At 38.6% G+C, this 25,847-nt stretch carries 21 protein-coding genes; 16 read left to right on the top strand and 5 right to left on the bottom strand.

Going from position 1 to position 25,847, the window contains the following annotated elements; translation table 11 throughout:
- Positions 1–84: 84 nt before the first annotated feature.
- A complete protein-coding gene (locus tag B2107_RS13540) occupies positions 85–1,188 on the bottom strand; it encodes a tetratricopeptide repeat protein (RefSeq protein WP_293956192.1) in 1,104 nt (367 codons plus the stop codon).
- 317 nt (positions 1,189–1,505) lie between these two features.
- Between B2107_RS13540 and B2107_RS13535 the strand changes: the two genes are divergently transcribed.
- The gene (locus B2107_RS13535; protein WP_293880020.1) at positions 1,506–2,786 is read left to right on the top strand and encodes a replication-associated recombination protein A; all 1,281 of its coding nucleotides are present in this window, start codon (positions 1,506–1,508) and stop codon (positions 2,784–2,786) included.
- Between the two features lie 164 nt (positions 2,787–2,950).
- Here the strand turns inward: B2107_RS13535 and B2107_RS13530 are convergent, their stop codons facing one another.
- The 3 genes from B2107_RS13530 to B2107_RS13520 are packed head-to-tail and all read right to left on the bottom strand — an operon-like array spanning position 2,951 to position 5,429.
- Entirely contained in the window at positions 2,951–4,807 is a 1,857-nt protein-coding gene (locus B2107_RS13530; protein ID WP_293956191.1) for a PepSY-associated TM helix domain-containing protein, read from the bottom strand.
- A 10-nt stretch (positions 4,808–4,817) separates the two neighbouring features.
- Positions 4,818–5,093, bottom strand: a complete 276-nt coding sequence (locus tag B2107_RS13525) for a hypothetical protein (protein WP_293956190.1) — start codon at positions 5,091–5,093, stop codon at positions 4,818–4,820.
- A gap of 3 nt (positions 5,094–5,096) precedes the next feature.
- A complete protein-coding gene (locus B2107_RS13520) occupies positions 5,097–5,429 on the bottom strand; it encodes a hypothetical protein (RefSeq protein ID WP_293956189.1) in 333 nt (110 codons plus the stop codon).
- 341 nt (positions 5,430–5,770) lie between these two features.
- Between B2107_RS13520 and B2107_RS13515 the strand changes: the two genes are divergently transcribed.
- The 3 genes from B2107_RS13515 to B2107_RS13505 all read left to right on the top strand — a co-directional run bounded on the left by B2107_RS13515 (position 5,771) and on the right by B2107_RS13505 (position 11,186).
- Positions 5,771–8,179, top strand: coding sequence for a TonB-dependent receptor (locus B2107_RS13515; protein WP_293956188.1), 2,409 nt, complete (start codon positions 5,771–5,773; stop codon positions 8,177–8,179).
- Positions 8,180–8,202: 23 nt separating this feature from the next.
- Complete coding sequence (locus tag B2107_RS13510; protein WP_293956187.1) at positions 8,203–9,411, top strand: hypothetical protein; 1,209 nt, start codon at positions 8,203–8,205, stop codon at positions 9,409–9,411.
- A gap of 224 nt (positions 9,412–9,635) precedes the next feature.
- Complete coding sequence (locus B2107_RS13505; protein ID WP_293956186.1) at positions 9,636–11,186, top strand: S41 family peptidase; 1,551 nt, start codon at positions 9,636–9,638, stop codon at positions 11,184–11,186.
- 142 nt (positions 11,187–11,328) lie between these two features.
- Here the strand turns inward: B2107_RS13505 and B2107_RS13500 are convergent, their stop codons facing one another.
- Positions 11,329–12,807 (bottom strand): hypothetical protein, encoded by a 1,479-nt coding sequence (locus B2107_RS13500; protein WP_293956185.1) that lies wholly within the window; start codon positions 12,805–12,807, stop codon positions 11,329–11,331.
- A gap of 237 nt (positions 12,808–13,044) precedes the next feature.
- On the opposite strand from B2107_RS13500, the gene B2107_RS13495 reads away from it, so the two are divergent.
- From B2107_RS13495 to B2107_RS13440, 12 genes are read left to right on the top strand one after another with little or no spacing between them, the layout of a single operon-like run.
- Positions 13,045–15,576 (top strand): SLBB domain-containing protein, encoded by a 2,532-nt coding sequence (locus B2107_RS13495; protein WP_293956184.1) that lies wholly within the window; start codon positions 13,045–13,047, stop codon positions 15,574–15,576.
- Between the two features lie 7 nt (positions 15,577–15,583).
- On the top strand, positions 15,584–16,663 hold the full coding sequence (locus B2107_RS13490; protein WP_293956183.1) for a lipopolysaccharide biosynthesis protein: 1,080 nt from the start codon (positions 15,584–15,586) through the stop codon (positions 16,661–16,663).
- Positions 16,664–16,667: 4 nt separating this feature from the next.
- Complete coding sequence (locus B2107_RS13485) at positions 16,668–17,855, top strand: UDP-N-acetylglucosamine 4,6-dehydratase (RefSeq protein WP_293956182.1); 1,188 nt, start codon at positions 16,668–16,670, stop codon at positions 17,853–17,855.
- A 3-nt stretch (positions 17,856–17,858) separates the two neighbouring features.
- The gene (locus tag B2107_RS13480) at positions 17,859–19,001 is read left to right on the top strand and encodes a LegC family aminotransferase (RefSeq protein ID WP_293956181.1); all 1,143 of its coding nucleotides are present in this window, start codon (positions 17,859–17,861) and stop codon (positions 18,999–19,001) included.
- Positions 18,991–19,617 carry an acetyltransferase gene (locus tag B2107_RS13475; RefSeq protein WP_293956180.1) on the top strand — a complete coding sequence of 209 codons (627 nt, stop codon included), beginning with the start codon at positions 18,991–18,993 and terminating at the stop codon, positions 19,615–19,617. The genes B2107_RS13480 and B2107_RS13475 overlap by 11 nt, the downstream gene beginning before the upstream one ends.
- Positions 19,617–20,624: an N-acetylneuraminate synthase gene (neuB, locus tag B2107_RS13470; RefSeq protein WP_293956179.1), complete on the top strand. Its 1,008-nt coding sequence runs from the start codon at positions 19,617–19,619 to the stop codon at positions 20,622–20,624. The genes B2107_RS13475 and neuB overlap by 1 nt, the downstream gene beginning before the upstream one ends.
- Positions 20,625–21,776, top strand: coding sequence for a UDP-N-acetylglucosamine 2-epimerase (gene neuC / locus B2107_RS13465; protein WP_293956178.1), 1,152 nt, complete (start codon positions 20,625–20,627; stop codon positions 21,774–21,776). It abuts the gene before it with no gap.
- A complete protein-coding gene (locus B2107_RS13460) occupies positions 21,773–22,825 on the top strand; it encodes a nucleotidyltransferase family protein (RefSeq protein WP_293956177.1) in 1,053 nt (350 codons plus the stop codon). The genes neuC and B2107_RS13460 overlap by 4 nt, the downstream gene beginning before the upstream one ends.
- Positions 22,822–23,457, top strand: a complete 636-nt coding sequence (locus B2107_RS13455) for a hypothetical protein (protein WP_293956176.1) — start codon at positions 22,822–22,824, stop codon at positions 23,455–23,457. The genes B2107_RS13460 and B2107_RS13455 overlap by 4 nt, the downstream gene beginning before the upstream one ends.
- Positions 23,454–24,188: a cytidylyltransferase domain-containing protein gene (locus B2107_RS13450; RefSeq protein WP_293956175.1), complete on the top strand. Its 735-nt coding sequence runs from the start codon at positions 23,454–23,456 to the stop codon at positions 24,186–24,188. Before B2107_RS13455 ends, B2107_RS13450 begins: the two co-directional genes overlap by 4 nt.
- On the top strand, positions 24,185–25,105 hold the full coding sequence (locus B2107_RS13445; RefSeq protein WP_293956174.1) for a Gfo/Idh/MocA family protein: 921 nt from the start codon (positions 24,185–24,187) through the stop codon (positions 25,103–25,105). Before B2107_RS13450 ends, B2107_RS13445 begins: the two co-directional genes overlap by 4 nt.
- A complete protein-coding gene (locus B2107_RS13440; RefSeq protein ID WP_293956173.1) occupies positions 25,090–25,839 on the top strand; it encodes an SDR family oxidoreductase in 750 nt (249 codons plus the stop codon). The genes B2107_RS13445 and B2107_RS13440 overlap by 16 nt, the downstream gene beginning before the upstream one ends.
- Positions 25,840–25,847 lie beyond the last annotated feature (8 nt).

Raw genomic sequence — 25,847 nt, 5'->3', positions numbered from 1 at the left:
GATTTATCTTTCAATATTTACAAAAAGCTTAATGTCGCTCTTTAAACTGCTCTTTCAGTAGACCAGCAGAATGGGTAGATTGTTTTATTTATACAGTTCATTTTTTAACTGTGTATAGGCTTTGTACGTCTGATCAGCCGATGGATAGTCCTTTAACACAAGGTATACTTCGCCGAGTTTGTCCAGTATCGCCAACGACAGTTGCTTATTATTTTCGTCTGCGGCCAACTCTGCGGCCTGCACAAACTCTTTGATTGCCACCTTAAAGTTACCATCCTTTTGTTTGGAGGAGGCTAGCAAATATTCAATTTCTGCGAGTTCGCTACGTAGTTTTTTCGCATTCGCCAGATCTCGGGCCTGCAGCAGAAACCATTGGGCTTCGGTATATTTATGCTGATTAAAATAGATTTCCGCAAGCATTTCCCAGGCAAAAATCTTTCCCTCATACGCTTTGGCTTTATTGAATAGTGGTATCGCACTGCGAATGATGTTATTTTCGGCCGTTTTATATTTTCCCTGTCCCGCTCGCGCCATAGCAATTAGAAGCCAGGCGTTTGCCTGTTCCACATAACTTTTGCTCTTCATCACGTACGTATGATAGTTTTGTGCGCTTTCTTCGGCTCGCTCAAAATCCCCACTGTACAACTGAAAATTGCTGATATTTAAATTAATGGTTGCAATATCATCCCTGTTATCGGTGCGGTTAGCCAAAGAAAGTGCCTGATATAAAAATGCCGATGCATTGCTGCTGTCGTTATTTTTAATGGAAAATAAAGCGGCTTCATTAGCTAAAGCATAGCCTGCCGTCCAATTTTCCACTTTCTTTTGCCCTTCAATTGCATCGTTCCAGGCGTTGGCAGTCGCTGGCATCGGATTCATTAAGTAGTTGAAATGTCCAAGGTTATTGGTGCTTCGCAGCTGCAGTAGCAAGCGCTGGAGTAAGAGTTGCCTCGCAATTTCTTTGCTAAAAGATTTCTTTTCAGCATAGTTTTCTGTAAGTATTTCATTGGCTGTTTTAGGTGGAGGTAAGAAATACACTTCTGGTCCGATACCCTTAAACGAAGCATCGTATTTTTTAATCGCGCCCGTATAATCTTTTTCTGCATTTTGTGCCACGGCCCGACGCGGTATATTCATGAATATGGTCAGGGTGGTCAAGATATAAAACCAGTATTTTGTCATTCTCATTGATGATTACATCACAATTAATACTTACTATTAATTTCACTATTGGAGCAATTCAGCGTTGTTTTTGGACAACTTTCAATACTGCTCATGCGCTGTCAAAAGCAAATGATTACATCACAATTAATGTTTACTATAAACTTCACTGTTGGAGCAATTCAGCGTTGTTTTTGCACAACTTTTAATATTGCTCATGCGCTGTCAAAAGCAATTTACATAAATAATAGAGCAAATATGACTAAAAATTGTGTGAAAAAATGTTAAAGCGTCAAACTAAAATATTTAGTCCCTGTGCTATTTTTAATTTATAACTTTGTACTATGGCGACACGAATTCCATTAGCAGAACGACTTAGACCACGGCAATTGAGCGCTTATGTGGGGCAGCAGCATATTGTCGGCCCCGACGCAGTGCTTTATCATGCCATTCAGCAAAAAAATATTCCTTCCATGATTCTTTGGGGGCCACCGGGGGTGGGTAAAACGAGTTTGGCCTTACTGATCGCCAAAGAACTGGATCGACCTTTCTTTTCATTAAGTGCAATTCAGGCGGGGGTGAAGGATATCCGTGAAGTGATCGAAAAGGCCGAAAGGCTGATGAACTTCAACCAAGACCAGCCTATTTTATTTATCGATGAGATTCACCGTTTCTCCAAATCGCAGCAGGATTCCCTATTAGGAGCAGTTGAGCGCGGATTGGTGACACTTATTGGTGCCACCACTGAAAATCCATCGTTCGAGGTTATTTCGGCCTTGCTCTCGCGATGTCAAGTGTATGTATTGGAGCATCTTTCCGAGCAAGATCTCATTGGTCTGATCGAGAAAGCATTACATGAAGATGAATACCTGCAGAAACAGGCGATCGTTGTTGAGGAGTATGAGGCACTCTTGCGGCTGTCAGGTGGCGATGCACGTAAATTATTAAATGTGCTGGAGCTGGTGGTCAATGCGGCCATACTGCATCGAGAGCCGATCACAAATGCCTTTGTCCTGAAACAGGTACAGCAGAATATGGCGATTTATGACAAAGCAGGAGAGCAGCATTACGATATTATATCCGCCTTTATCAAATCCATCCGCGGTTCGGACCCAAACGCCGCGGTATATTGGCTAGCGCGGATGATTGAAGGTGGCGAAGATCCATCCTTTATTGCACGGCGGTTGTTGATTTTGGCTTCGGAGGATATTGGCAATGCCAACCCGAATGCCCTGTTATTGGCCAACAACTGTTTTCAGGCGGTTAACGTGATTGGATGGCCCGAATCGCGTATTATTCTTTCGCAGACGGTGATTTACCTGGCTACCTCGGTCAAAAGCAATGCTTCTTATGAGGCCATTAATAAGGCACAGGCCTTGGTGAAACAAACCGGTGACCTATCTGTACCCTTGGCTATCCGTAATGCCCCAACAAAGTTGATGAAAAACTTAAATTACGGTGCCGAATACAAGTATTCACATGCCTATCCAGGAAACTTTGTTGTCCAGGAATTTCTTCCGAAAGAAATCAGTGGCGTCAAATTATATGAACCTGGTAAAAACCCACAGGAGGAGAAATTACGGCAAAGTTTACGGGATAAGTGGAAGGAGAAATATAACTATTGATTCTGGCATAGATCTAAGTACACAGGCCGCGCTGTGCAAAACTTGATCAATAGACTTGTCGGACGATAGGAAAAAATTAGCGTCAATAGCATACTAAATTAGTGTCAACACTATAGCAAAGGCGAGCTATAGAGCTCGCCTTTGCAACTATGAATATGGAAATTTTAGGATTTTGTAGCAGGTTTGTTTTTTAAGGCAAATGTGCTCTTAAGCGGCATGGCACTGGCTGTACCGGTCGTAGGGCCAACAATGCTGTTATCGGATAAGTCCGTGCGGCCGTTGGAAGGTGATCCCGTAGGTTTTTTACCATTCGTATTTTCCTTTTTTTGGTTTTGCAGCATCTTTTTAAAGATGAGTAGGCCGATGATGCCCAAAGACAACCAGAGCAGATCCACCAGTAAAATATCGTTTGCTCCTGCGCGATAAGTTTCCCAGATCCAGTTCCCCGTTTTTACGCCATTCACCATTGGGATTGCAATAGACAATATTGAGCCGAGCAGCAGTGTTTCTAAGTTTGTTTTTGCGATGTTGCGCCGGATCACATAAAAAACAGCCAGAGCCAGCCAGCTATAGAAGTACACATGGAATATAAACGACTGATCTACTTTCGTCGCCAGCTTGACTGCAATAAAGCACATTGCTGTAATTGGAAACATCGTCAGGCAGCTCGCCATAAATACATTGGCCGCCCAGAAATTAAAGACGCGTTTGCGTTTGGGAATATTATTTTTATCCCTTGCGACCAGCCAGATCAGAATACCCGATATGATCACAAAACAGCCCATGATACCCAATACAAAATAGATAATCTTGACGGGGTAGCCACCAAAATCTGCCAGATGTAGTCGGTAAATAAATCCCTTCATATAATCTAGATAAGAACCATTTTCCGCCGCCGATTTTTCAAAGAGGATTTTATCATCGGCCACCCGATAGATAATTTTCCCTGAACCGGCAAAGTTTTTATCGATATCGGCATCATATAGCGCTACCACATGCATGCTTTTGTCTCCATAATTTTTGATAAAGATGCGGTTCATATGGCTATTTGGCCATTTGCTTTCCAGCTTGTCCAAGAAGTTACCCATGGTGAAACTAGTGTTGAGCGGCTCATACAAATACGTATATTGTGTATTGTCGCTATAGCCAAGGGCTTCATATACTTGATCCTCCTTTCCATCATAAAGATATTTGCTAAACGGAATAATCAATACCGAGTTTACGATCAGTACGATTCCCGTCAGGGCATACATAAACTGGTAAGGGAAGCCGATCACACCAAGGGCCGTATGCATATCGGTCCATACCGTTTTCCATTTGTTTCCGGGTCGGAAGACAAAGAAGTTGGATTTGATTTTATCCCAATGGAGCATTAGACCAGAGATCAGCGCAAAGAGGAAGATAAACGATACCAACCCAGCAAGGGTGTAGCCAAAGGGTCTGCCAATATTGATCCCAATTTGGTTGAGCGGCGCTAAGAAGTGAAGACGATACAAAAATTCACCCATGGTATAGCCATCGCTATAATCTGACGATTTTTTAGTGGCCAGGTCATAAGAAAAATACATCGAATCTTCGTTTCCACGTCGCCCGCGGCCACGTCTTTTCTTTTTTTCATCTTTGGCCTTTGCATCTTTTACCGCTGCACCTTTATTTTCGGTCGCCAGTCGTTTCTTTTCGGCCAATTCTTTTTGCGCCGCTACAGCTTTTGCTTTATTGGCCACCAAGGTATCCTGTGATGCGCCGATATTGACATAACTCGCATGACCGTTGTGCTGCATGTAAAAGGTGATATCCCTTCCTTTCAGTTCTTTAATCTGTGCAATAGAATCCAGGAGATGATCAAAAACCATATTTTGGTAGCTTTCACCTTTGTCGGACTCGTTTTTTTGCCAGGCATTGATTTCATTTTTAAAAAAAGAAAAAGATCCCGCAAAAAAAATCACATACAAAATGGCACAAATGATTATCCCAGAGATTGTATGCGTATTGAAGTAGATATTATAACGTCTTAAATTCATGATAAGGTTATTACAGGTACATAAAGATGCTATAGCATACAGCGATCAGAAACAGGTATATGCCCCATATCAGCCAACCACTTTTTGACAGAAAGGCGACGAGCAATAATATTGCCCAGGCGATAAACCCCGTGACGTAAGCCGTAATTAAAATGTCTGTTTTATCGCATATTTTTGTTAGGCAAAGGTGGAAGTATAGCATCACAAAATAACCTCCAAAGAAACCAGCGGTCAATTTGAGGAAACGTTGAAAAGGAGAGCTTAGATATTTTTTATTGGCAGGCATATCTTAAAACACAAAAAGTTCAAAAAACAAAGAAAGAAGCAGGATAACGGTCAGTTGTCTCCATTGAAAATACCGATAGGGCCACAAAAGCACGATGAGGCTGAAGAATCCCATGGTATATGCTCCAAAGGCCAATGTTCCCGAAAGGACCCCCTGCAAGTACATGGTCCATATCCATGAAAGACCGAGTATAACCATGGCCAGTAACCTCGAGCGGCTCTTATTTTTTGCAAGTGCGACCATGAAAGATGCACCTGTTTTTATACGTACCTTTTCGGATGAGCAGTACCAGCAAAAGCTTCCGGCGAAAATAAGTAAGAGTAAAAGCGTATACATTGTTGACTATTTATAGCGATTAAAAACCACTGCTTTTATTTAGATTCATTTTAAACTATGCAAATATATCAATTAAATTTGTTCTAACAACTCGTCTAAAAATTATTTACTCTTTAATAATCCCTTCTTTTATATACGTATATATCTCATTATAAGTGTATTTTATTCAATTTAACAATAAGCGTTAATTGAAATTATTATTTGTAATAAATCTAAATAAATTTATATTTGTGCCGTCAATGAAAATAGTCTCTTTCAAATGATCGCTATAGCACTGCGTTTTTTTAATGAGTGACTATTTAAAAGGCATGATAAACAACTGAAATTATTACCAAACGAACATGTTTAAGTCTTCCTACATCGTTATTATATTGTTATTCGTTTTCACGAACTCAGTCCAAGCACAGCGCACCATTACAGGTTATGTGAAAGATTTGTTTGGAAAAGGAATTGAAGGTGCTACCGTTAGTATACTGGGCACAGAAAGCCGAACCTCTACAGATTTGGATGGGTTTTATAAGTTGCGTGTAGACATTAAGCCACCCTATACGATAGAAGTAACTTCTATCGGTTACATTGCACAGAGCGCACTTTTAAAAGGCAATGAGAATTACAAAGACATTCAGCTCAAGAGAGATGAACGCGTTCTTGAAACGGCCAATGTTAGGGGGCAGACCGAAAACCAACGTCGAGTTAACGAAATAAAAAGATCGGGGTTTAATGTCAGCGTGATTGATATGAACCGATACGCCAATCAGACAGCCAATGTCAATCAGATTTTACGTACTGCGCCCGGTGTCACGATTCGTGAAGATGGCGGACTGGGATCCAATTTTGTGTTTCGGATCAATGGGTTGGCTGCAAAAATTTATATCGACGGTGTTCCTATGGATGATTTTGGGCCAGCAATGTCGTTGAATAATATCCCAGTGAATCTGGTCGACCGCGTCGAGATTTATAAAGGTGTGGTTCCGGCGTTTTTAGGCTCCGACGCCCTTGGTGGTGCAGTCAATATTATTACAAAACAACGCAATCGTCATTTCCTGGACTTAAGTTACAGTTATGGGTCCTTTAATACGCACCAAGCATCTTTAGTGGGCATGTACACCAATCCCAAAAGTAAGCTTTCGATTCGTACAAATGCTTTCTATAATTATTCCGACAACGATTACAAGATGTATACGGAGGAGAAGTATGGAATCCTTATTCAAAAAGTAATCGATAATAAATTTGTCACTATTGACGAGGCCAGACGTTTTCATGACCGTTATTATTCAAGTATGGGTCAGATTGAGGTCGGGTTGCGGGATAAAAGCTGGGCCGATCAGTTTTTCGTAGGACTGACGTATTCAGGTAACAATAAACAAAATCAACTCGGCGCCACAATCAACAAACCTTTTGGTGGCAACTGGACCGAATCGGCTTACATTATGCCGACCATTAGCTACAAAAAACAAAACTTTCTAATAGACCGCCTTTATGCCGATATATATGCCAACTATGGTTATGACATTACCCGCAACAGGGATACGGCAACCTATAACTATGAGTGGGGTGGCCGTCCAATCACCAATTCTACCGGAAATTCCACTAACCGAGAGAAATATATAAGGGATAATACCAGTAGTTTACTTGGAAGAATAAATTTGAACTACGATTTTGACGAGAGCCGCACGCAGAGCTTAAACCTAAATTATAATATCAGTACCAATGACCGTCAAACCTATGATAAAATCTTAAATCACAATACTTCGGGATTACCAAAAAATATGATTAAACATATTGCTGGTCTAGCCTGGCAAAGTCAGTGGTTTGACAAACGACTGGTTGCCAACCTTGCCTTTAAGTACTATGGGATAGATACCTACCAAAAGATTGACGAACGAAAATACGACGATAATAATCAATACGTGAGTGGCGACATCGTCACACAAACAAACTATTTGGGCAATACGGGCTACAGTATAGCTGCCCGTTATCGGATATTCGACGATGGTGGCGTAAAGTTCTCTGCCGAAAGAGCCTATAAATTGCCCGAGATGACAGCAATATATGGTAACAATTTTAATATTCTTTCCAATTGGGATCTAAAGCCCGAGAATAGCGACAATCTCAATGGCGGTTTTTACTACAATACCTTCTTTAACCAAAACCACTTTATCAATCTCGATCTCTCCGGTTTTTATCGCTTGGCAAAAGACTATCAAAATACACGCATTGTAACAGACAATGGACAGGACAAATTTCAGTACTACAACATTCCGGGCGTAAAGATCTACGGCGGAAGTTTCGAAGCACGCTACGGGTATAAGGATATTGTTACTGCCACCTTCAATGGTAGTTATGACCGAGCCATCGACAATCAGAAATACACCAACGAAAATAATCAACAAGTGAGTGCGACTTATGGATATCAGATCCCAAATCGGCCATGGGTCTATGGTAATTTGGATTTGGGTTTTGCACAAAACGATTGGTTCAGCAAAGGCAGCCGTACACAGATCAACTGGACGACACAGTATACCAAATGGTTTTACTTGAGCGACAGCCATTTGGGCTCGCTGGCTTCCAAGAATTATATTCCTACCCAATTGGTACACAGCTTGCTGCTTAGCTATTCCTGGAACCGCAACCGCTATAATATCTCGGGTGAGGCGCGTAATATCTTTGATGAACGCGCTTACGACAACTTCCGTCTTCAAAAACCGGGGCGCGCATTTTATGTAAAACTTAGAGTTTCAATTTTATAATTAATAAAATAACATTTATAATCATGAAAAAAAATAGATTATTTGGTTTTTGTGCATTCGCTGCACTACTGCTCGCTTCTTGCAAAGATAGTCCGAATGTGCCTGAGGTGACAACACCCGAACCGACAGAATATTCGGTATGGGTTGCTACGGCAAATGGATCCTATCTTTTAACGACCGATGAGATTATGAAAGATACCTTGTTATCGCCGGCCAACAATAAGGGCGTAGACATTACCGGCAACTTACCTCAAGCCCGCTATGCCGGTTACGCGTACATCTTTAATGGTTATTATTACCTGTCCAACGATGGTACACGTTTCAGTAAGCACCAATTGGTACAAACCCCGCAAGGGCTTCTATTCAAAGAAGTAGATAATTATGCGTTTCCGAGTGATTTTTACCTTGGAAAAGTTGCCAGCCAATTTAGCACAAACGACGAAATTGTCTTTACAAGTACAGGAGCCAGTGATGCCAACCTAGAGAAAAAAATATTTGAAAAAGATATTTATTTTATGAACACAAAGGATATGACGCTGAATAAGACTTTAAAAGCGCAGATCCCGATGTTGGATTACACCGTATATAAGAAAGATGGAACGGTCGATCCGACGATCCTCAATGTGACCAGTATGCGCGTTGCTGGAGGCAAGGCCTATTTTGGATTTTTCTACTACGATTCCGATTATAAGCCTGTCAACACAAAAGCTTACGCCTATATCTGCGATTACCCAAGTATGGCCAACGGTCATATCATGAGCGATGACAGAACGAGCTATGTAGCTGGTCACTGGCAGCGTGAAAACTATTCTTTTCTTGATGATAACAACAATCTTTATCTTTTGACGCGTGGTAAAACAGATGGTACTTTTGCGATCTTGCGTGTCAATAATGGACAGACGGAATTTGACAAAAGCTACTTATACGATCTGAAAGATTATGCCGTAAAAGGCGGTGATCTCGCTTGGTTGGGAGACGGTAAAGCGTATATCAGGCCATATGTTATCGATGTGGCCAATAAGAGAATCGTTGCTAACTTGGCCGAAATGACAGGTGGCGACCCTACGACCACTATCAACTTGATTCAAGATGGCAATCTCTATACCGCCGTAAAAACGCCCGCATCCAAGTGGTTTATCTACGAATATAACATTAAGAACAACAGCGTTAAAAAAGGTGCTGAAATTGATCCTGGAGTAACACAAGTCTATCATATCAATAAACTGAAATAACTGACAGTTCTGATGTGTTAAAGGATAAAATACCCTATAAATATGAGTAAAAGTTTTAAAAAAGATAAAANNTTTTATCTTTTTTAAAACTTTCTCTAGGATGGGTTGTTATTCTAACGTTTTTCAATAGGTAGTAAACACGCTGGCACTCCCCATGGCTAGCGTGTTTTTTTTATTGCAGATAGGATTAAATTTTTTATGTTTGTTTTACACATGTTTCAACTATGAAATTAAAGACTTTAATCCGAGTGGGGAAGTTTGTTGGTATCGCACTGACAGGGCTGGTTGTCTTTTCCTGTAAAAAGGATAACCCTAAACCTGAGCCAGAACCCGAGCCCGTTATTAACGAGCGTACCGAAACGCAGTCAATAAAGGATGATGTTTATAAATATTACAAGTTGTATTCCCTTTGGGAAACGTCCATTCCCGACTACACATCCGATCCATCCAAGTTTACCGATCAATATGGTTCTGCCGATGATGTACTTGCCGCACTCAAGCGATTGACTCCAGCACATGCGGCCTATCCAGGTGGCGTATTTGACCGATTTTCGTATATTCAAGGCGTTGGAGGCTATAGTACAGGAACCCGGGGTGCAAATCCCCTCAAGATGGACACACAGAATGGTTTTGGTCTTTTCTTTCAATTGGGCACTACTGATGAGAAAGTTGCACGTCCTATACTATACTTCGTAGAGGGCGGGTCGCCCGCTCAAAAAGCAGGTTTCCGGCGTTCTGATATGATTTCCAAAATAGGTGATGACGCAAATTTTTCTGTGCCCGTTACCTGTAGCGGGGAAGGAGATAATCGGCGATGCCAGGTGAGTGATCAAACGGCGCTTGATAACATGATGAGTCGTTTAAATTCCGCCTTAGACGGTGGTTCCATGAAACTGGAAGTGCTGCGGCAGGACGGCAGCGTTTTCACAAAATCAATAAATTATGGCAACGAATATGTCGTCAACCCGATTTATAAAGATACCATCTTTGAAAATGCAGGGAATAATATCGGTTATCTTGCTTTATCCTCCTTTGAGAAAATCGAAGCTAATAATGATAATCAACAAAATATAGATGCGGTTTTCAAAAAATTTGAAAGTGGTGCCAAAGACAACCAAAAAATAAGAAGTCTAATTGTAGATCTCCGTTATAATGGTGGTGGTTATGTGGATGCGGCAGTGTATATTGCTGATAAGATTGCTGGGACAATTCCGGGTAAGCAATTGATGTTGACCTACGAAACGAATACGTATTTAAAGTCAAGTGCTGCCGGAAGTTTAAGGAATGATTTTCTTGACACCTATTTCAAAGGAACAAGTTCACTTCAACTCAGTAAAGTTTATTTTTTGGTAAGTGAAAATACAGCATCTGCTTCCGAAATGCTAATCAATGTGCTTAAGCCCTATCTTCAGGTACAAGTTATAGGCTCTTCATCCCGTACTTATGGCAAACCAGTAGGATTTTTTCTTCAAGATATCTTATATAAACGCACTCTAAAAGCGGAATATTGGCCTGTTTCTTTTATGTTAAGAAATGCCAAGGGTGAGTCCGAATACTGGGACGGACTTGTTCCCAATAACGCTAATGTGCCAGACGACGTATTTAACGATGTGGGGGATAAGAGAGAGACCATGTTGGCCACAGCGCTGAACGATGCTGCGCCAAGTATTACCACCAGAGCTTCCATCAATAGGGTAAGTATAAAGCGATATCGTATGCTGGACAATGGGGTGATAAACACCCGGCCAGATCGCGGCATGATCAAGAAACGTTAATGAAGCAATATGTATTGTAAAAATTTACTGGAGCCTACTGCAGGCGTACAAATTCCTGCAATGTTAACTTCTCATTTTTATAACAAGGCGTTTTTCCGCTCCACGGTGTCCCATAAATGGCCACTCTTTCCGCTGTGATTCTTTACTCTATACCCAGTGCGCGAAGCAGCTTTTTCTTTTCATCCGAATCTTTTAGCGCATGGACATGATACTTTGCATCTAACAGGTTTGCGGCAGATTTTTTAGCGAGATAGCGATCGACATAGTGTGTTGCATGTTGCCGTATAAATGTGCGGCAGTCTATATTAACACTGATGCCCTTGTCAAAATTGCCGTAGGTGAGCCCTGTTACAGCATCATTTGACGAGATGGATTTGATGCTATTTTTGTCTAATCCGCTGATATTTAATGTTAGCGCATGGTAGTAGAAATCCGCTTTATTCGGTAATTTGACGTTCACGATCAACTTATTCCCGTCGATACGGCTGCTGACCAGGCTGTTTTGTCGGTTGTAGTTGTATTCGTAATACTCCTCTTGTGAAGGAAACCACAAGATGTCCTTGCCGTCTTTTCCATAGGTATCGTTGAGCCAGAGCAGGAGCTGAGCCCAGTCCTGATCCGTTTCGTGCACACCAATATGGACTGCCTCGCGGTTAGCCACATCTTTTGCGGCAGCATCGTTGACCAGCTTTTCTACCTCAGCAGCGCGATTGACAAATACCCGGGCCAAAGTCTTTTGGTTTAGGGACGAATTGACCTGGTACGGGATGAGCTTATCGGCGCCGGTCTGTGCCGTCATGGTCTGAATTGCCGGAAAGCCAAGTGCCGCCTGTAGGTACGATTTATTTCCATTGGGCTCGGCCAAAAACTTGATGTTTCGTCCATTCAATCGTTTATTAGTGATTTGTTGTGCCTGGTCAAAATGCTTGATCAGCGAGTCAACAGTGTTGACTGCGGTGGTATTGAGGTCGTGGAATGCAATGGCATTTCCATCGTTAATCATTTCGATCACATTATTCCATCGAAGTCCAGCTTTCATATAAAAGCGGAAGAAATTTTCCGTAAAGCCTTTCTTTACGACTGTTGGGTCATCCATAAAGGCCCATTCCGGGGCCAGCGTGGTGGTGAAATGGAACCTGACCTCATTGCCAAAACCATCCGTGCTGCCCAGTGTTTTGCCCAGCAGAAAGCTGTTTGGCGGCATATCATCGGCTTCCAGGTGTTCGATATCAAAATAATATTTCCGTTTGATGTCCGAGCGATCAATCTGTTTACCATTAATGGCTGCCCAGGTCATGCTGAATGCCGATTGCTTACAGTCGTCCTGTGTCAGCATAAATAATAAGCTCTTGTTATATTTTAGTGGCGGAATGTTTACAATTGGCGTTTCTGTTATCCCGTGTCCAGGCTGAAGTTCGATGATGATCTCCGCTTCCTGTCCCGTCTTTTCGTCAGCAAAAGGGTAGACGTATCGGTTTGCATTTTCGCCGTTATCTGGAGGTGATACTTCTTTTCCATCTTCGCGCTTACTGCCTTGGTAAAGATCTTTTTTTAGGCAAGAAGACAATAGGCTACATCCTAGCGCAATAAGGATAGCTTTTGTGTAAATAATTTGGCGCATGCGCAAATATAAGCCTTCTTATTGGATTAACTATTTCGTTAAATAAAAAAAATAATACGATGATTGTCTACTACACTATTGTGTAGCGAAAGGAATAGTTTTTACGTTTGTTACAATAGACTTTTTCAAAGTCCCGTTGAATAGCGAATCAATTACAGTAGAAAAGCCAATTCAGGAAATATTTCAATCATTTAATTAAATAGTTTTACTAATTTTGCGGCAAATACCGCGGTGTCGATGAAAAGAATAATATTATGGTTATGCATAGCAGGATTTGTGGGTACAGTACACGCACAGACCAATCCTGCCAATATAAAAGTAGACAATCTAAGTGACGCACAGATTGAACAGTATGTTAAACAGGCCGCTTTAATGGGATACGACGAAAGTCAGTTAGATGGCTTTGCACGTGCACAGGGCGTTTCAGCTGTCGAAGTTCAAAAATTAAAAGAACGTCTGGCGAATATCAAACGTAAAAAGCAGCAGCCAAATCCTTCACAAGGATCTTCCGGCCAATCGCGCAATACGCGCAGCACTGGCCGTCAGGTAGATGGTTACTCCAATGCAGATTCTCTGCAAAATAAGCAGACGAATAGAAGAGATTCGATGGAAAATGAAGAAGGCAAGCTCAAGATCTTTGGCTCAGACCTTTTTAAGAATAACGCCATCACCTTTGAGCCCAATCTGCGTATGGCTACACCTAGCTCGTATATTATTGGTCCAGACGATGAGATCTTGTTAGATATTACAGGCGATAACGAAGCCTCCTATCAACTTCCCGTAAGTCCCGATGGAACAATTAAAGTAGAATATGTCGGTCAGATCAATGTGGCTGGTTTATCCATTGCTGCAGCAAAAAGTAAAATAGAACAACGTTTGAGCGGTACATACCCTGCAATACGCTCTGGAAGAACGCAGGTGAGCGTTAATATTGGTAACATCCGTACCATCCGTGTTACCTTAACCGGGGCAGCTACAAAACCGGGCACCTACAGTTTACCTTCTTTAGCAACGGTGTTTAATGCCCTGTACGCCGCAGGTGGTCCCAATAAAAATGGTACCTACCGCAAGATCCAGGTGATCCGCGGCAACCGCGTGATCAGTACGATCGATGTGTACGATTTTTTAGCCAATGGCATTCAACAAGGCAATATCCGTTTACAAGATCAAGATATCATTCATATCCCTGTTTACGGTGCCAGAGTACAATTTGAAGGCGAAGTCAAGCGTCCTGCCATTTTTGAGACCGTACCTGGCGAATCCCTTTCTGATATCTTGCGTTATGCGGGCGATTTTACCGAAAATGCCTATAGTGCCAAGGTTAAAGTGTTGCAGACCACAGGCCGCGAACGCAGTGTACAAGATATCTATGCTGATCAGTTTGCAAACTACACCCCCAAAAGTGGCGATCAATATATTGTAGAACCTATTTTGGATCGTTTTGCCAACCGTATCAGTGTGTTAGGGGCCGTGTTTCGTCCCGGCATATTTGGTTTAGAGCCAGGTATGACGTTAAAGCAAGTGTTGGAGATGGCCGATGGCGTGCGTGAAGATGCTTTCTTGGAGCGCGGCATCATCAATCGTCTTAAAGCAGACAATACGTCCGAATTGATCAATTTCAATGTACGCGATGTCCTTGCAGGAACTGCAGCCGATATTCCATTAAAGCGAGAAGATAAGATTGAGATTTCGTCCATCTTTGATTTAAGGGACGAATATAAATTTACTGTACAGGGTGAGGTCCGTTTTCCGGGTGATTTTCCGTTTGCCAGCAATGCAACGTTGGGCGATCTCATTCAGAAAGCAGGCGGATTGACCGAAGGTGCAAAAAACGCCCGGATAGAGATCGCACGCCGTATCAAAAACTTAGATGTGACCGACCATCGCTCTTCACAAACTGTATTGGTTGATATTAAAGATGGTGTGCTTACAGATCCAAATATGACGCTGCAACCTTACGATGTTATCTCCGTTTTGGGCGATGCTGGTTTCCGCACCCAACGTCAGGTAAAAATCGAAGGGGAAGTATTATATCCGGGCTACTATACGATTATGCGTGAGGATGAGCGTATTTCAGATATTATCAAGCGTGCAGGCGGTTTGACTACGTATGCTTATACCGAAGGTGCTTCATTAAAACGGACCGGCATGTCTAAACTCAACGCTGCTGAAAAGAAAGAAAAAGAACGGTTGAAAAAAGAGTTGGAAAGAGATAGTTTAGATACCGAGGAAAATGACGGTAAGACAAAGAAATATACAGCGGCTGAAGAAGAAAATGGTGATAATTCAAAAGCAAAAAGTAGTGCTTTAGCAAAAGTATCTCAACAAAGTACTTCAGACTCAGATATCGAGCCGAGCGATCTGGTTGGTATTGAACTGAATAAAATCTTAGAAAAACCTTACGAGAAAGGTGACCTTTTGGTTTTGGATGGCGATATTATCAACGTGCCTAAGGAGTTAGAAACTGTTAAGGTTGTGGGTGAGGTGTTGAACCCAAACAATGTGGTCTATGTAAAAGGCAAGAGCCTAAAATACTATGTGAACCAAGCAGGCGGATTTACAGACAATGCGTTGAAGAAACGTGTTTTTGTACAATATGCGAATGGCGCCGTAAAAGGGAAAGATGGTGGCTATCCCGAAGTTAAGCCAGGCGCTGAAATTGTTGTTCCTAAGAAAGCACCTAGAGAGCGCATGACTGCACAGGGTTGGGTAGGATTAGGTACTGGAATTGCTTCCTTAGCAGCTATTATTGTTTCTTTGTTGAGATAAGTATTATATGATGGACGAGATAATTATCAAAGAGAGAAGTAAGGTTGGGCAATTAATTACTGATGTGCAATATTGGATTAAATATTTGATTAAAAATTGGTATTGGTTTTTAATAATGGGAATTTTGGGAGGCGCAATTGGGTTTATGATAGCATTTGCAATGCCAAAATATTATATCGCTAGCACAACCTTCGTTCTTGAGGCTGGCGAAAGTGCAGATGGTGGAATAGGAAAATATGCTGGTATTGCATCTGCAATGGGGGTAGATTTTGGAGGTACCGGTGGAGGGATATTTCAAGGTGATAATATCCTTGAGTTATATCGATCGAGAAAAATGATTGAATCGGCATTAATGACGGATGTATCTGATTCTTTGGGAGGTCAAGTAATATCATTGTACTTTATAGAAAAGGGCAAAATAGAGGTATGGAAAAAAGTAAATCCGGAATTGCTCGATATAGATTTTAAAAAAGGCAAACAAAAAAGTGAATTTTTACAAAGAAAAAGAGATAGTATAATCACATCAATTGTAGATGACATCAACAAGAATTACCTTTCAGTTACTAAACCAGACAAAAAGTTGTCGATTATTAAGGTTAATGTAAAGTCTGAGAATGAGCGATTTTCACTTCAATTTAATGAGGCATTAGTTAAAGAAGTGAATGAATTCTATGTACAAACTAAAACAAAAAAATCTACTGATAACATAAATATTTTGCAATCGAAAGCTGACTCGGTGCGAGCGATTATGAACGGTGCGATCTCGACTGCAGCTGTTGTTATAGACAATACTCCAAATTTAAATCCTACCAGACAGGCAAGTAGGATTATACCTACACAGCGTGCACAATTTTCTGCTGAAACCAACAAAGCTATTTTAGAACAGATAGTTAAAAACTTAGAAATGGCAAAAATGTCTTTATTAAAAGAAGCGCCCCTACTTCAAGTCGTGGATCGGCCAGTCTATCCTCTTTTTATAGATAAATTAAGCAAATTGAAGACTGCTTTATTTTTTGCTATACTTTTTTGTTTTTTTACAGCAGCTGTTATTGTTTTTAGGAGATTGTATTTAAATATAATGAAATAATAAGATGAATATATTGGATTTGATTGGTAGAACAGATGAGCTTTTTGCGAATGATATTAATAATCATGAAGATATTTTGTCAAGTTTAGTGTCATCGTCTAAATTCTTGGTAATTGGCGGAGCAGGTTCTATAGGACAAGCTACGACCAAAGAAATTTTTAAGAGAAATCCGAAGAAGCTTCATGTTATTGATATTTCTGAAAATAATTTAGTTGAGTTAGTAAGAGATATACGGAGTTCTTATGGTTATATAGATGGAGACTTTCAGACATTTGCACTTGACATCGCATCTATTGAATATGATGTTTTCTGGGAGTCGGATGGCATGTATGATTATGTATTAAATCTATCAGCGTTAAAACACGTTCGCAGTGAAAAAGATCCCTATACGTTGATGCGTATGATCAATGTTAATATCTTAAATACTGATAAAACTTTGGAACAATCTATTAGTAAGGGGGTTAAAAAATATTTTTGCGTATCTACAGACAAAGCTGCTAATCCGGTCAACATGATGGGCGCCTCTAAAAGAATTATGGAAATGTTCTTAATGCGTAGAAGTAAGTATATAAACATTTCTACAGCACGTTTTGCGAATGTTGCTTTCTCAGACGGCTCTCTATTGCACGGTTTCAACAAGCGGATAGAAAAAAGACAGCCCATAGTTGCTCCAATCGACATTAAGAGATACTTTGTTACTCCAAAGGAATCTGGAGAACTTTGTTTGATGTCCTGCATATTTGGTGAGAATAGAGATGTTTTTTTTCCAAAGTTAAGCGAGGAGCTTCATTTAATCACCTTTGCGGAGATCGCGGAAAGATATCTTAATGCGATTGGATATACACCCTATCTGTGCCAAGATGAAAATGAGGCTAGACAACTAATAGACATTTTACCTCAACAAGGAAAGTGGCCATGTTTATTTTCTACGAGCGATACGACTGGAGAGAAGGATTTTGAAGAATTTTATATGGATAATGAGATGCTGGATTTGGATAGATTCGAAAATTTAGGAGTAATAAAGAATGATTTAAACATTGAAGAAGGTAAGTTAAAGCTTTTCGAATCTACAATTTCGGAAATGAAAGAAAGCGGTAAATGGACAAAGAATGAAATTGTTAATCTGTTTTTTTATATGATCCCTGACTTTGGTCACAAAGAAATAGGAAAATATTTGGACGCAAAGATGTAGACAATGGATTATATCAAAAAATTTAATTCTTTTGTGAGGGAGCAATATCATACAGATGGTTTTATCCCTCTACATGAGCCTCGTTTTAGAGGTAATGAAAAAGCATATGTGCTTGATACAATTGACTCTACATTCGTATCCTCTGTAGGGGCTTACGTCGACGAATTTGAACGAAAGTTGGAAAGTTGCACTGGAGCTATAAAGGCTGTAGCTGTTGTAAATGGAACAGCAGCTTTACAAGTGGCATTACGTCTGGCGGGTGTTTCTAAAGGTGATGAGGTAATTACTCAAGCTCTCACCTTTGTAGCAACCGCTAATGCGATTTCCTATAATAATGCGATCCCTGTTTTTTTGGATGTCGATATCGATACTATGGGATTGTCACCAGATGCTGTTCGAAAGTTTTTAGATGATTATGCGGAGTTGAGAGGAGATGGCTGTTACAATAAATCTACTGGAAATAGAATTTCTGCTTGCGTTCCAATGCACACCTTCGGTTTTCCTGTGCACTTAGATGAATTGATTTCAATTTGTAATAAATGGAGAATTCCTATTGTTGAAGACGCTGCCGAATCTTTAGGAAGTTATTATAAAGGGCGACATACTGGTACGTTAGGGCACGTTGGTTGCTTCTCTTTTAATGGAAATAAAACCATTACATGCGGCGGCGGCGGCGCAATAGTTTCGAATGATTTAGACCTAGGCTCACAGGCAAAATATCTTACAACTACCGCTAAAAGGCCTCATCCTTATGAATTTTTTCATGATGATCTAGGTTATAATTTTAGAATGCCAAATTTGAATGCTGCTTTAGCTTGTGCTCAAATAGAAATGCTTGAGTCCTTTTTGAACGATAAACGTAAATTAGCCATTGAATATGCCGATTTTTTTAAACCTTTCGAAGTAAATTTTCGAATGGAATTAAGTGAAACTAAGGCTAATTATTGGCTGATGTGTGTAGAACTAAATGATAGAGCAGAAAGAGACCGTTTCTTAAAGGAAACCAATGATAAAGGAATAATGACGCGTCCGATATGGACCCTAACATATAGATTACCAATGTATCAGCATTGTTATCGCGATGAACAATTCAATGCTGAATTTTTAGAACAACGCATAGTTAATATTCCGAGTAGTGTACGATAAAAATGATATATCAATAATTGGTTATTCCGGACATTCATTAGTGATACTTGACGCAGCTAAGGAAGCTGAAATATTTATATCAGGTTACTGTGAGAGAGAAGAGAAAATTTTTAATCCTTTTAATTTAAAATATTTGGGGAATGAAAGTAATGGAAATTTTGATTGGAACATCATAGATAAAGTTATTATTGGAGTTGGAGATAATTATGTACGAAAAAACATTGATGAACTTTTGAAATTCCATCATAAAGAATTAATCACAATCGCCCATCCTTCAGCATATATTAGTTCAAATGCTGAATTGGGAGAAGGGAATTTTATCGCTGTGAACAGTGTGATTAATGCATTCTCAAAAGTTGGTAATAACTGTATTATAAATACAGCTTGTGTAATAGAGCACGAATGCATTATTTTCGATTATGTACATATCGCACCTGGTGCAATACTAACCGGGGGTGTTACGGTTGGATCATGTTCTTTTATTGGAGCAAATGCAGTTTTAAAAAATGGCGTCAAAATTGGTGAAAATGCCGTTGTTGGTGCAGGTAGTGTAGTGCTTCATAATATTCCAGATAATGAAGTATGGGTAGGCAATCCAGCTAGAAAAATTAAATAATGAAAAAAAAGACTTTAATTATTGCGGAAGCGGGAGTTAATCATAATGGTGATATTAATAATGCGTTCAAATTAATTGATGTCGCAGTTGAAGCCGGAGTAGATTATGTTAAATTTCAGACCTTCAATGCGGATAAATTAGTATCCAAGGATGCTAAGAAAGCAGATTACCAGATTCAAAATATGGCAGGGGAAGAGGATTCACAATATGAAATGTTGAAAAAATTAGAGCTCTCTCTTCAAGATCACGAAATATTAATAGATTATTGTAAGAATAAAGGAATACATTTTTTTTCTACAGCATTTGATATAGATTCATTACAATATTTAAAGAATATAGGATTAGAGCTAGTAAAAATACCCTCTGGTGAGATAACGAATCTACCCTATTTAAGAAAAGCTGCAAGGTTGTTTCCAAAAGTTATATTATCAACAGGAATGTCAACAATGAAAGATATTTCTTGTGCTGTTGATGTTTTCAGAGCAGAGGGTATTACTGATTTAACTATTTTACACTGTAATACTGAATATCCGACCCCGATGGAAGATGTTAACTTGAAAGCTATGTTAACTATTGGTAGACAATTTAAAACGGAAATTGGCTATTCGGATCATACGTTGGGCATCGAAGTTCCGATTGCAGCAGTGGCTTTGGGAGCTTCTGTTATTGAAAAACATTTTACCTTGGATAAGACAATGTCGGGACCGGACCATGCTGCGTCATTGGAACCTCAAGAACTTATAAATATGGTGGCTTCTATACGTAACATTGAGAAAGTTATGTATGGAGACGGCATTAAAAAGCCGTCAAAGTCTGAATTTAAAAACATTGCAATTGCGAGAAAAAGCATTGTTGCTTCAAAAAGAATTAAGAAAGGCGAACTATTTTCGGATAATAACTTGACCGTTAAAAGACCTGGTAATGGCATTTCGCCTATGTGTTGGGATGATATTATAGGAAAAATAGCCATGCGGGATTTCGACGTTGATGATCAAATCGAGATTTAGATGAAAAAGATTTGTATTGTTACTGCTACAAGAGCAGAGTATGGCCTTTTAAAGCCATTGATGGATTTAATAAAGCAATGTGAATATCTTCACCTGCAAACTATTGTTACTGGAACTCATTTATCTCCTGAGTTTGGGCTAACTTATAGGCAGATTGAAAGTGATGGCTTTCATATCGACGAAAAAGTCGAGATTTTACTGTCTTCTGACACTGCTACAAGTATTGTAAAAACTATGGCATTGGCTCTAAATGGCATGTCAGACGTTTTACCACGTTTATCTCCCGATCTATTAGTAGTCTTGGGGGATAGATATGAGATGCTCGCTATAGTATCCGCGGCAACAATCTTTAAAATTCCTATAGCGCATTTACATGGTGGCGAAGTTACCGATGGGGCCTATGATAATTCTATACGTCATGCTATTACAAAATTAAGCCATTTACACTTCACATCTACAAATGAGTATCGTAACAGAGTAATTCAAATGGGTGAAAATCCAGAACAAGTGTTTAATGTTGGAGCTATCGGTCTTGATAATATAGAAAAGTTGAAGCTTCAATCTCGACAAGAGTTAGAGAATGAGTTGAATATTAAATTTCTCAAAAATAATTACCAAGTAACTTTTCACCCCGAAACTTTAAGTTCATTAAATGCGAGAGAGCAATTCCAACATCTATTGAAAGCAATAGATGAGCAACAAGATAGCTATTTTATATTTACGAAATCAAATGCAGATACCGATGGACGAATAATAAATGAGATGATTGATGATTATGTCGCTAAAAATCCGAATAAATCGATAGCTTTTACTTCATTAGGATCATTAAGATTTCTTTCCTTAATAAAGGAATGTACTGCAATTATTGGAAATAGTTCTGCCGGTATTCTAGAGGCCCCATCTTTATCAACTGCTACTATTAATATTGGAGAAAGGCAAAAAGGTCGCATTCAGGCAGATAGTGTAATAAATGTGGAGTGCAATTTTAGTGATATTAATAGAGGTTTTCAAAAGGTTAAAGACCCTATTTTTCAACGAAAGCTAGATGATATTACAAATCCATATTTTCAAAAAGATGTAGCAGAAAACATTTTAAAAATTATTCTAAAGTCTGAAGTTTCAATTGTGAAGCATTTTAATAATATTTTATGAATAGTAACGTAGATAAACATATTATAAATAAACGTTGTTCTGTAAGAGACGCACTTATCAAATTAGACCTAATATCGCCCTCCTCGATCTTGTTTGTTGTAGACGACCGTAATAAGTTATTGGGGTCCTTAACCGATGGCGATCTTCGTAGAGGATTTATAAAGGGATTAGGTTTCGAAAACAGTTTACTGGAATTTATACAACCCAATCCAGTTTTTATACGTGAAAAAGAGTATGATTTAGGACAATTGGAGAGGTTCAGAAGAAATCTACTTAAGATTATTCCAATTATAGATTCTCACGAAATAATTGTAGATATTTTAGATTTTAGTTTAAGAAAAACTTTGATTCCTGCAGACGCGGTTATCATGGCTGGAGGTGAGGGAAAGAGATTGCGACCTCTTACAGAAAGTACACCTAAGCCATTGCTCAAAGTTGGAAATAAACCGATCATTGAATACAATATAGAAAGATTAAGAGAGGTTGGAGTTAATACATTTAATATAAGTATTAACTATTTGGGTGAACAGCTGATTGAATATTTCAGTGACGGTAAAGATAAGGGTATTGATATAAAATATATACGTGAATCTAAACCACTTGGAACGATTGGTTCAATTTTGCTGGTCGATCATTTTAATCACGACGATATTATCGTTATGAATTCTGATTTATTAACGAATATAGATTTTGGGGATTTTTTTAAAACATATAAAGACTCCAATGCTGATATGGCTGTTGCTGCAACTTCTTATCACGTTGATGTGCCCTATGCGGTTTTAGAAGTTAACGAGACGAATACGGTTTTGTCTCTTAAAGAGAAGCCAAGATATACATATTATTCAAATGCGGGAATTTATATCCTGAAGAAAGATTTACTTGATATGATTCCACAAAATAAGTTTTTTGATATAACTGATTTAATGGATCGGATTATTGAGATGAATTTAAAATTGATCACATACCCTATTAACGGATATTGGTTAGATATTGGAAAACATGAAGACTATAAGAAAGCACAGGAAGACATTAAGCACATAAAATTATGATGATTCTAGATAATTTACAATGTGATCTTTCTGTCCCCCAATTGGAGGAAATACTCATAAGAAGATTGGAAAACTATTTTTTTATAGAAGATGAGGAAAAGTATATTATTAATAAATATCATTATAATGTATTGAATAAAGTTGCACGCTGTTTTTTAAAAGTTGAAAATAAATATTTTATTAAGGATGGTCGACCATACTTTTCATATATTCATTCGGGTCAATATTTAATATATTTATATTTGTTTTCTAATGAATTAGCAAAACTTGGTCATCCCCTAAAGGAAAAGCTTTACTATTTAAATAAAGTAATGCATAGTGTTGATATATACTGTGAAGTGGAGCTACCTAAAGTGTTCTTCTTTGAACATCCAATAGGTATGGTATTGGGGCGAGCCATTTATGGAGATAATTTTTTTGCAATGCAAGGTTGTACTGTAGGAGGTAATAAAGGCAAATATCCTATAATAGGAAAGAATGTCAAGATGTTTTCCAATAGTAAAATTATAGGAGAATCAATAATTGGAGATAATGTCTGGGTTGCAGCTAATGCATATATAAAAGATACAGATATTCCGTCAAATTCAATAGTTTTCGGACAAAGTCCAAATTTAATTATTAAAGGATTATGAAAGGTTTAATCACAATATGTGCAAGAGGAGGCTCGAAAGGTATTCCAGGAAAGAATATTAAGTTAATTGCGGGAAAACCTTTAATAGGTTATACGGTTGAAACAGCTATCCAGTTTGCTAAAGTTCAAAAAGTTGATATTTTTCTTTCTACAGACTCAGAAGAAATTAAGAATGTTGTTGAATCTTTACAATCTCAAGAGATCGACATTTCATATACACGACCCGCCTCATTAGCGAATGATGATGCGGGAAAGCTTGATGCTATTATAGATTTAAAAAATTATGCTGAGAGATTAAAAAACTATAAATATGATTTCGTTATTGACTTAGATGTTACATCCCCGCTTCGAAATGTTGACGATCTACGTTATTCAATCGACCAGCTTTTCGAAAATGAATCAGCTTTAAATATATTTTCCGTTAGTAAAGCTAATAGAAATCCATATTTCAATATGGTGGAAAAGTATGACGATGGTTTTTATGGTTTATGCAAATTAGGGCAGTTTCTTACAAGACAATCTGCTCCTGAAGTTTTTGAGATGAATGCATCATTTTATGTGTTCAAAGCAAAATTTTTTGAACAATTGAATAAAACGGTAATCACTCGGAAGAGTTTGGTTTATGAGGTCCCACATTTATGTTTTGATTTGGATCATCCTATTGATTTTGATTTTATGTCATTTTTGATGGAGAATAAGAAGTTGGATTTTGATTTTAATTATTTGCCATGACAATACTTATTGTGGGGCTGGGATCGATTGCAATGAAGCACATTAATGCTATTCAAGAGTTATTGGGAGACCATACTATATATGCTTTACGCAGTCAACGGTCTGATAGAGAGGGTAATAATGAGGGGGTGATTAGTATTTATGAGATTTCACAAATCAATATGGAGTCTATTGATTTTATTATTGTATCAAACCCTACAGCATTTCATTATGAAACGATAAAGAATTTAACGTATTTCAATAAGCCATTATTTATTGAAAAACCTTTATTTTCAGAAGTTAGTAAGAAAACTGAAGCCTTAGTTGCAAGTATCTCACGAAAAAATATCTTAACATATGTAGCTTGTAATTTGAGATTTTTAGATTCTATTATAGAGATTAAAAATATAATTAAAACGGAAAGGATAAATGAAGTTAATGTTTATTGCGGCTCATACCTACCAGAGTGGCGACCCAATATGGATTTTAGAAAAGTTTATAGCGCGCACAAAGAATTAGGAGGGGGAGTTCATATCGATCTAATTCATGAATTAGATTATATTTATTGGTTGTGGAGTGAACCTTTAGAAATGAAATCATTCTTTTCAAATAAATCTTCTTTAAATATAACCTCATTCGACTATGCAAACTATTTGTGGAATTATAAAGATTTTTCAGTATCAATTATTCTAAATTATTATAGAAAAGACAGTAAGCGTACCTTGGAGGTTATAACTGACTCTGGAACATACCTAGTCAATCTTCTTGAAAATACAATAACTAAGAATGGTGCTATTATTTATTCATCAGCTCAAAGAATTCCTGATACTTATAAATCGCAAATGAGCTATTTTGTTGATAGCGTTTTACATGCTAAAGAGTCATTCAATACAGTACAGGAAGCAAATAGAATTTTAGAACTATGTATAATGGATTAAACAATAAAGTCATAATTTTAACAGGTGCGGGAGGTTTGATTGGTAGGGAAGTTTTGAAGCATTTGGCCAAAAATGGTGCAAAAGTTGTAGCGGTTGATCTAAACCCAGTACCGGAGTTTAGCGATTTAGCTCTATGTTTAGATGTAACAAAAGAAAGAGATATTGATGCATTAATTAATGCTACAATAGCCAAGTATGGAGAAATTGATGGTTTAGTTAATTTGGCTTATCCGCGCACATTAGATTGGGGAAATAGATTTGAGGAAATTCCTTTGAGTTCTTGGCAGAAAAATGTAGATATGCAATTAAATTCAGTTTTCTACATTTGTCAGAGCGTCCTTAAAGTTATGAAAAGGCAATGTCGAGGTGCTATTGTCAACATAGCATCTATATATGGCGTAGTCGGAAATGATTTTACGTTATATGAAGATTATGGCGGAACTTCTCCTGCGGCATACTCCGCTGTAAAAGGCGGATTGATTAATTTTACTAGATATTTGGCTTCATATTATGGAAAATATAATATTAGAATAAACTGTGTGTCTCCAGGGGGCGTCTTGGATGAAAAAAATCAAGATCCATCATTTATTCAAAAGTATAGTCAAAAATCACCTTTAGGTCGGTTAGCTAATCCATTTGAAATGGCTCCTGCTATATCTTTCCTACTATCTGACGATGCATCATTCATTACTGGGCATAATTTAATGGTAGACGGTGGATGGACGGCAATCTAAATTAAATA

Origin of the sequence: Sphingobacterium sp. UBA7855 (assembly GCA_002500745.1) — a bacterium.
Taxonomy (GTDB): Bacteria; Bacteroidota; Bacteroidia; order Sphingobacteriales; family Sphingobacteriaceae; genus Sphingobacterium.
This window is presented reverse-complemented; position numbering and strand designations above follow the sequence as displayed.

Bases quoted from the DNA above. Each gene is read 5' to 3' on its own strand.
- B2107_RS13540 (WP_293956192.1), bottom strand. From the start codon at position 1,188: ATGAGAATGACAAAATACTGGTTTTATATCTTGACCACCCTGACCATA.
- B2107_RS13535 (WP_293880020.1), top strand. From the start codon at position 1,506: ATGGCGACACGAATTCCATTAGCAGAACGACTTAGACCACGGCAATTG.
- B2107_RS13530 (WP_293956191.1), bottom strand. From the start codon at position 4,807: ATGAATTTAAGACGTTATAATATCTACTTCAATACGCATACAATCTCT.
- B2107_RS13525 (WP_293956190.1), bottom strand. From the start codon at position 5,093: ATGCCTGCCAATAAAAAATATCTAAGCTCTCCTTTTCAACGTTTCCTC.
- B2107_RS13520 (WP_293956189.1), bottom strand. From the start codon at position 5,429: ATGTATACGCTTTTACTCTTACTTATTTTCGCCGGAAGCTTTTGCTGG.
- B2107_RS13515 (WP_293956188.1), top strand. From the start codon at position 5,771: ATGTTTAAGTCTTCCTACATCGTTATTATATTGTTATTCGTTTTCACG.
- B2107_RS13510 (WP_293956187.1), top strand. From the start codon at position 8,203: ATGAAAAAAAATAGATTATTTGGTTTTTGTGCATTCGCTGCACTACTG.
- B2107_RS13505 (WP_293956186.1), top strand. From the start codon at position 9,636: ATGAAATTAAAGACTTTAATCCGAGTGGGGAAGTTTGTTGGTATCGCA.
- B2107_RS13500 (WP_293956185.1), bottom strand. From the start codon at position 12,807: ATGCGCCAAATTATTTACACAAAAGCTATCCTTATTGCGCTAGGATGT.
- B2107_RS13495 (WP_293956184.1), top strand. From the start codon at position 13,045: ATGAAAAGAATAATATTATGGTTATGCATAGCAGGATTTGTGGGTACA.
- B2107_RS13490 (WP_293956183.1), top strand. From the start codon at position 15,584: ATGATGGACGAGATAATTATCAAAGAGAGAAGTAAGGTTGGGCAATTA.
- B2107_RS13485 (WP_293956182.1), top strand. From the start codon at position 16,668: ATGAATATATTGGATTTGATTGGTAGAACAGATGAGCTTTTTGCGAAT.
- B2107_RS13480 (WP_293956181.1), top strand. From the start codon at position 17,859: ATGGATTATATCAAAAAATTTAATTCTTTTGTGAGGGAGCAATATCAT.
- neuB (WP_293956179.1), top strand. From the start codon at position 19,617: ATGAAAAAAAAGACTTTAATTATTGCGGAAGCGGGAGTTAATCATAAT.
- neuC (WP_293956178.1), top strand. From the start codon at position 20,625: ATGAAAAAGATTTGTATTGTTACTGCTACAAGAGCAGAGTATGGCCTT.
- B2107_RS13460 (WP_293956177.1), top strand. From the start codon at position 21,773: ATGAATAGTAACGTAGATAAACATATTATAAATAAACGTTGTTCTGTA.
- B2107_RS13455 (WP_293956176.1), top strand. From the start codon at position 22,822: ATGATGATTCTAGATAATTTACAATGTGATCTTTCTGTCCCCCAATTG.
- B2107_RS13450 (WP_293956175.1), top strand. From the start codon at position 23,454: ATGAAAGGTTTAATCACAATATGTGCAAGAGGAGGCTCGAAAGGTATT.
- B2107_RS13445 (WP_293956174.1), top strand. From the start codon at position 24,185: ATGACAATACTTATTGTGGGGCTGGGATCGATTGCAATGAAGCACATT.
- B2107_RS13440 (WP_293956173.1), top strand. From the start codon at position 25,090: ATGTATAATGGATTAAACAATAAAGTCATAATTTTAACAGGTGCGGGA.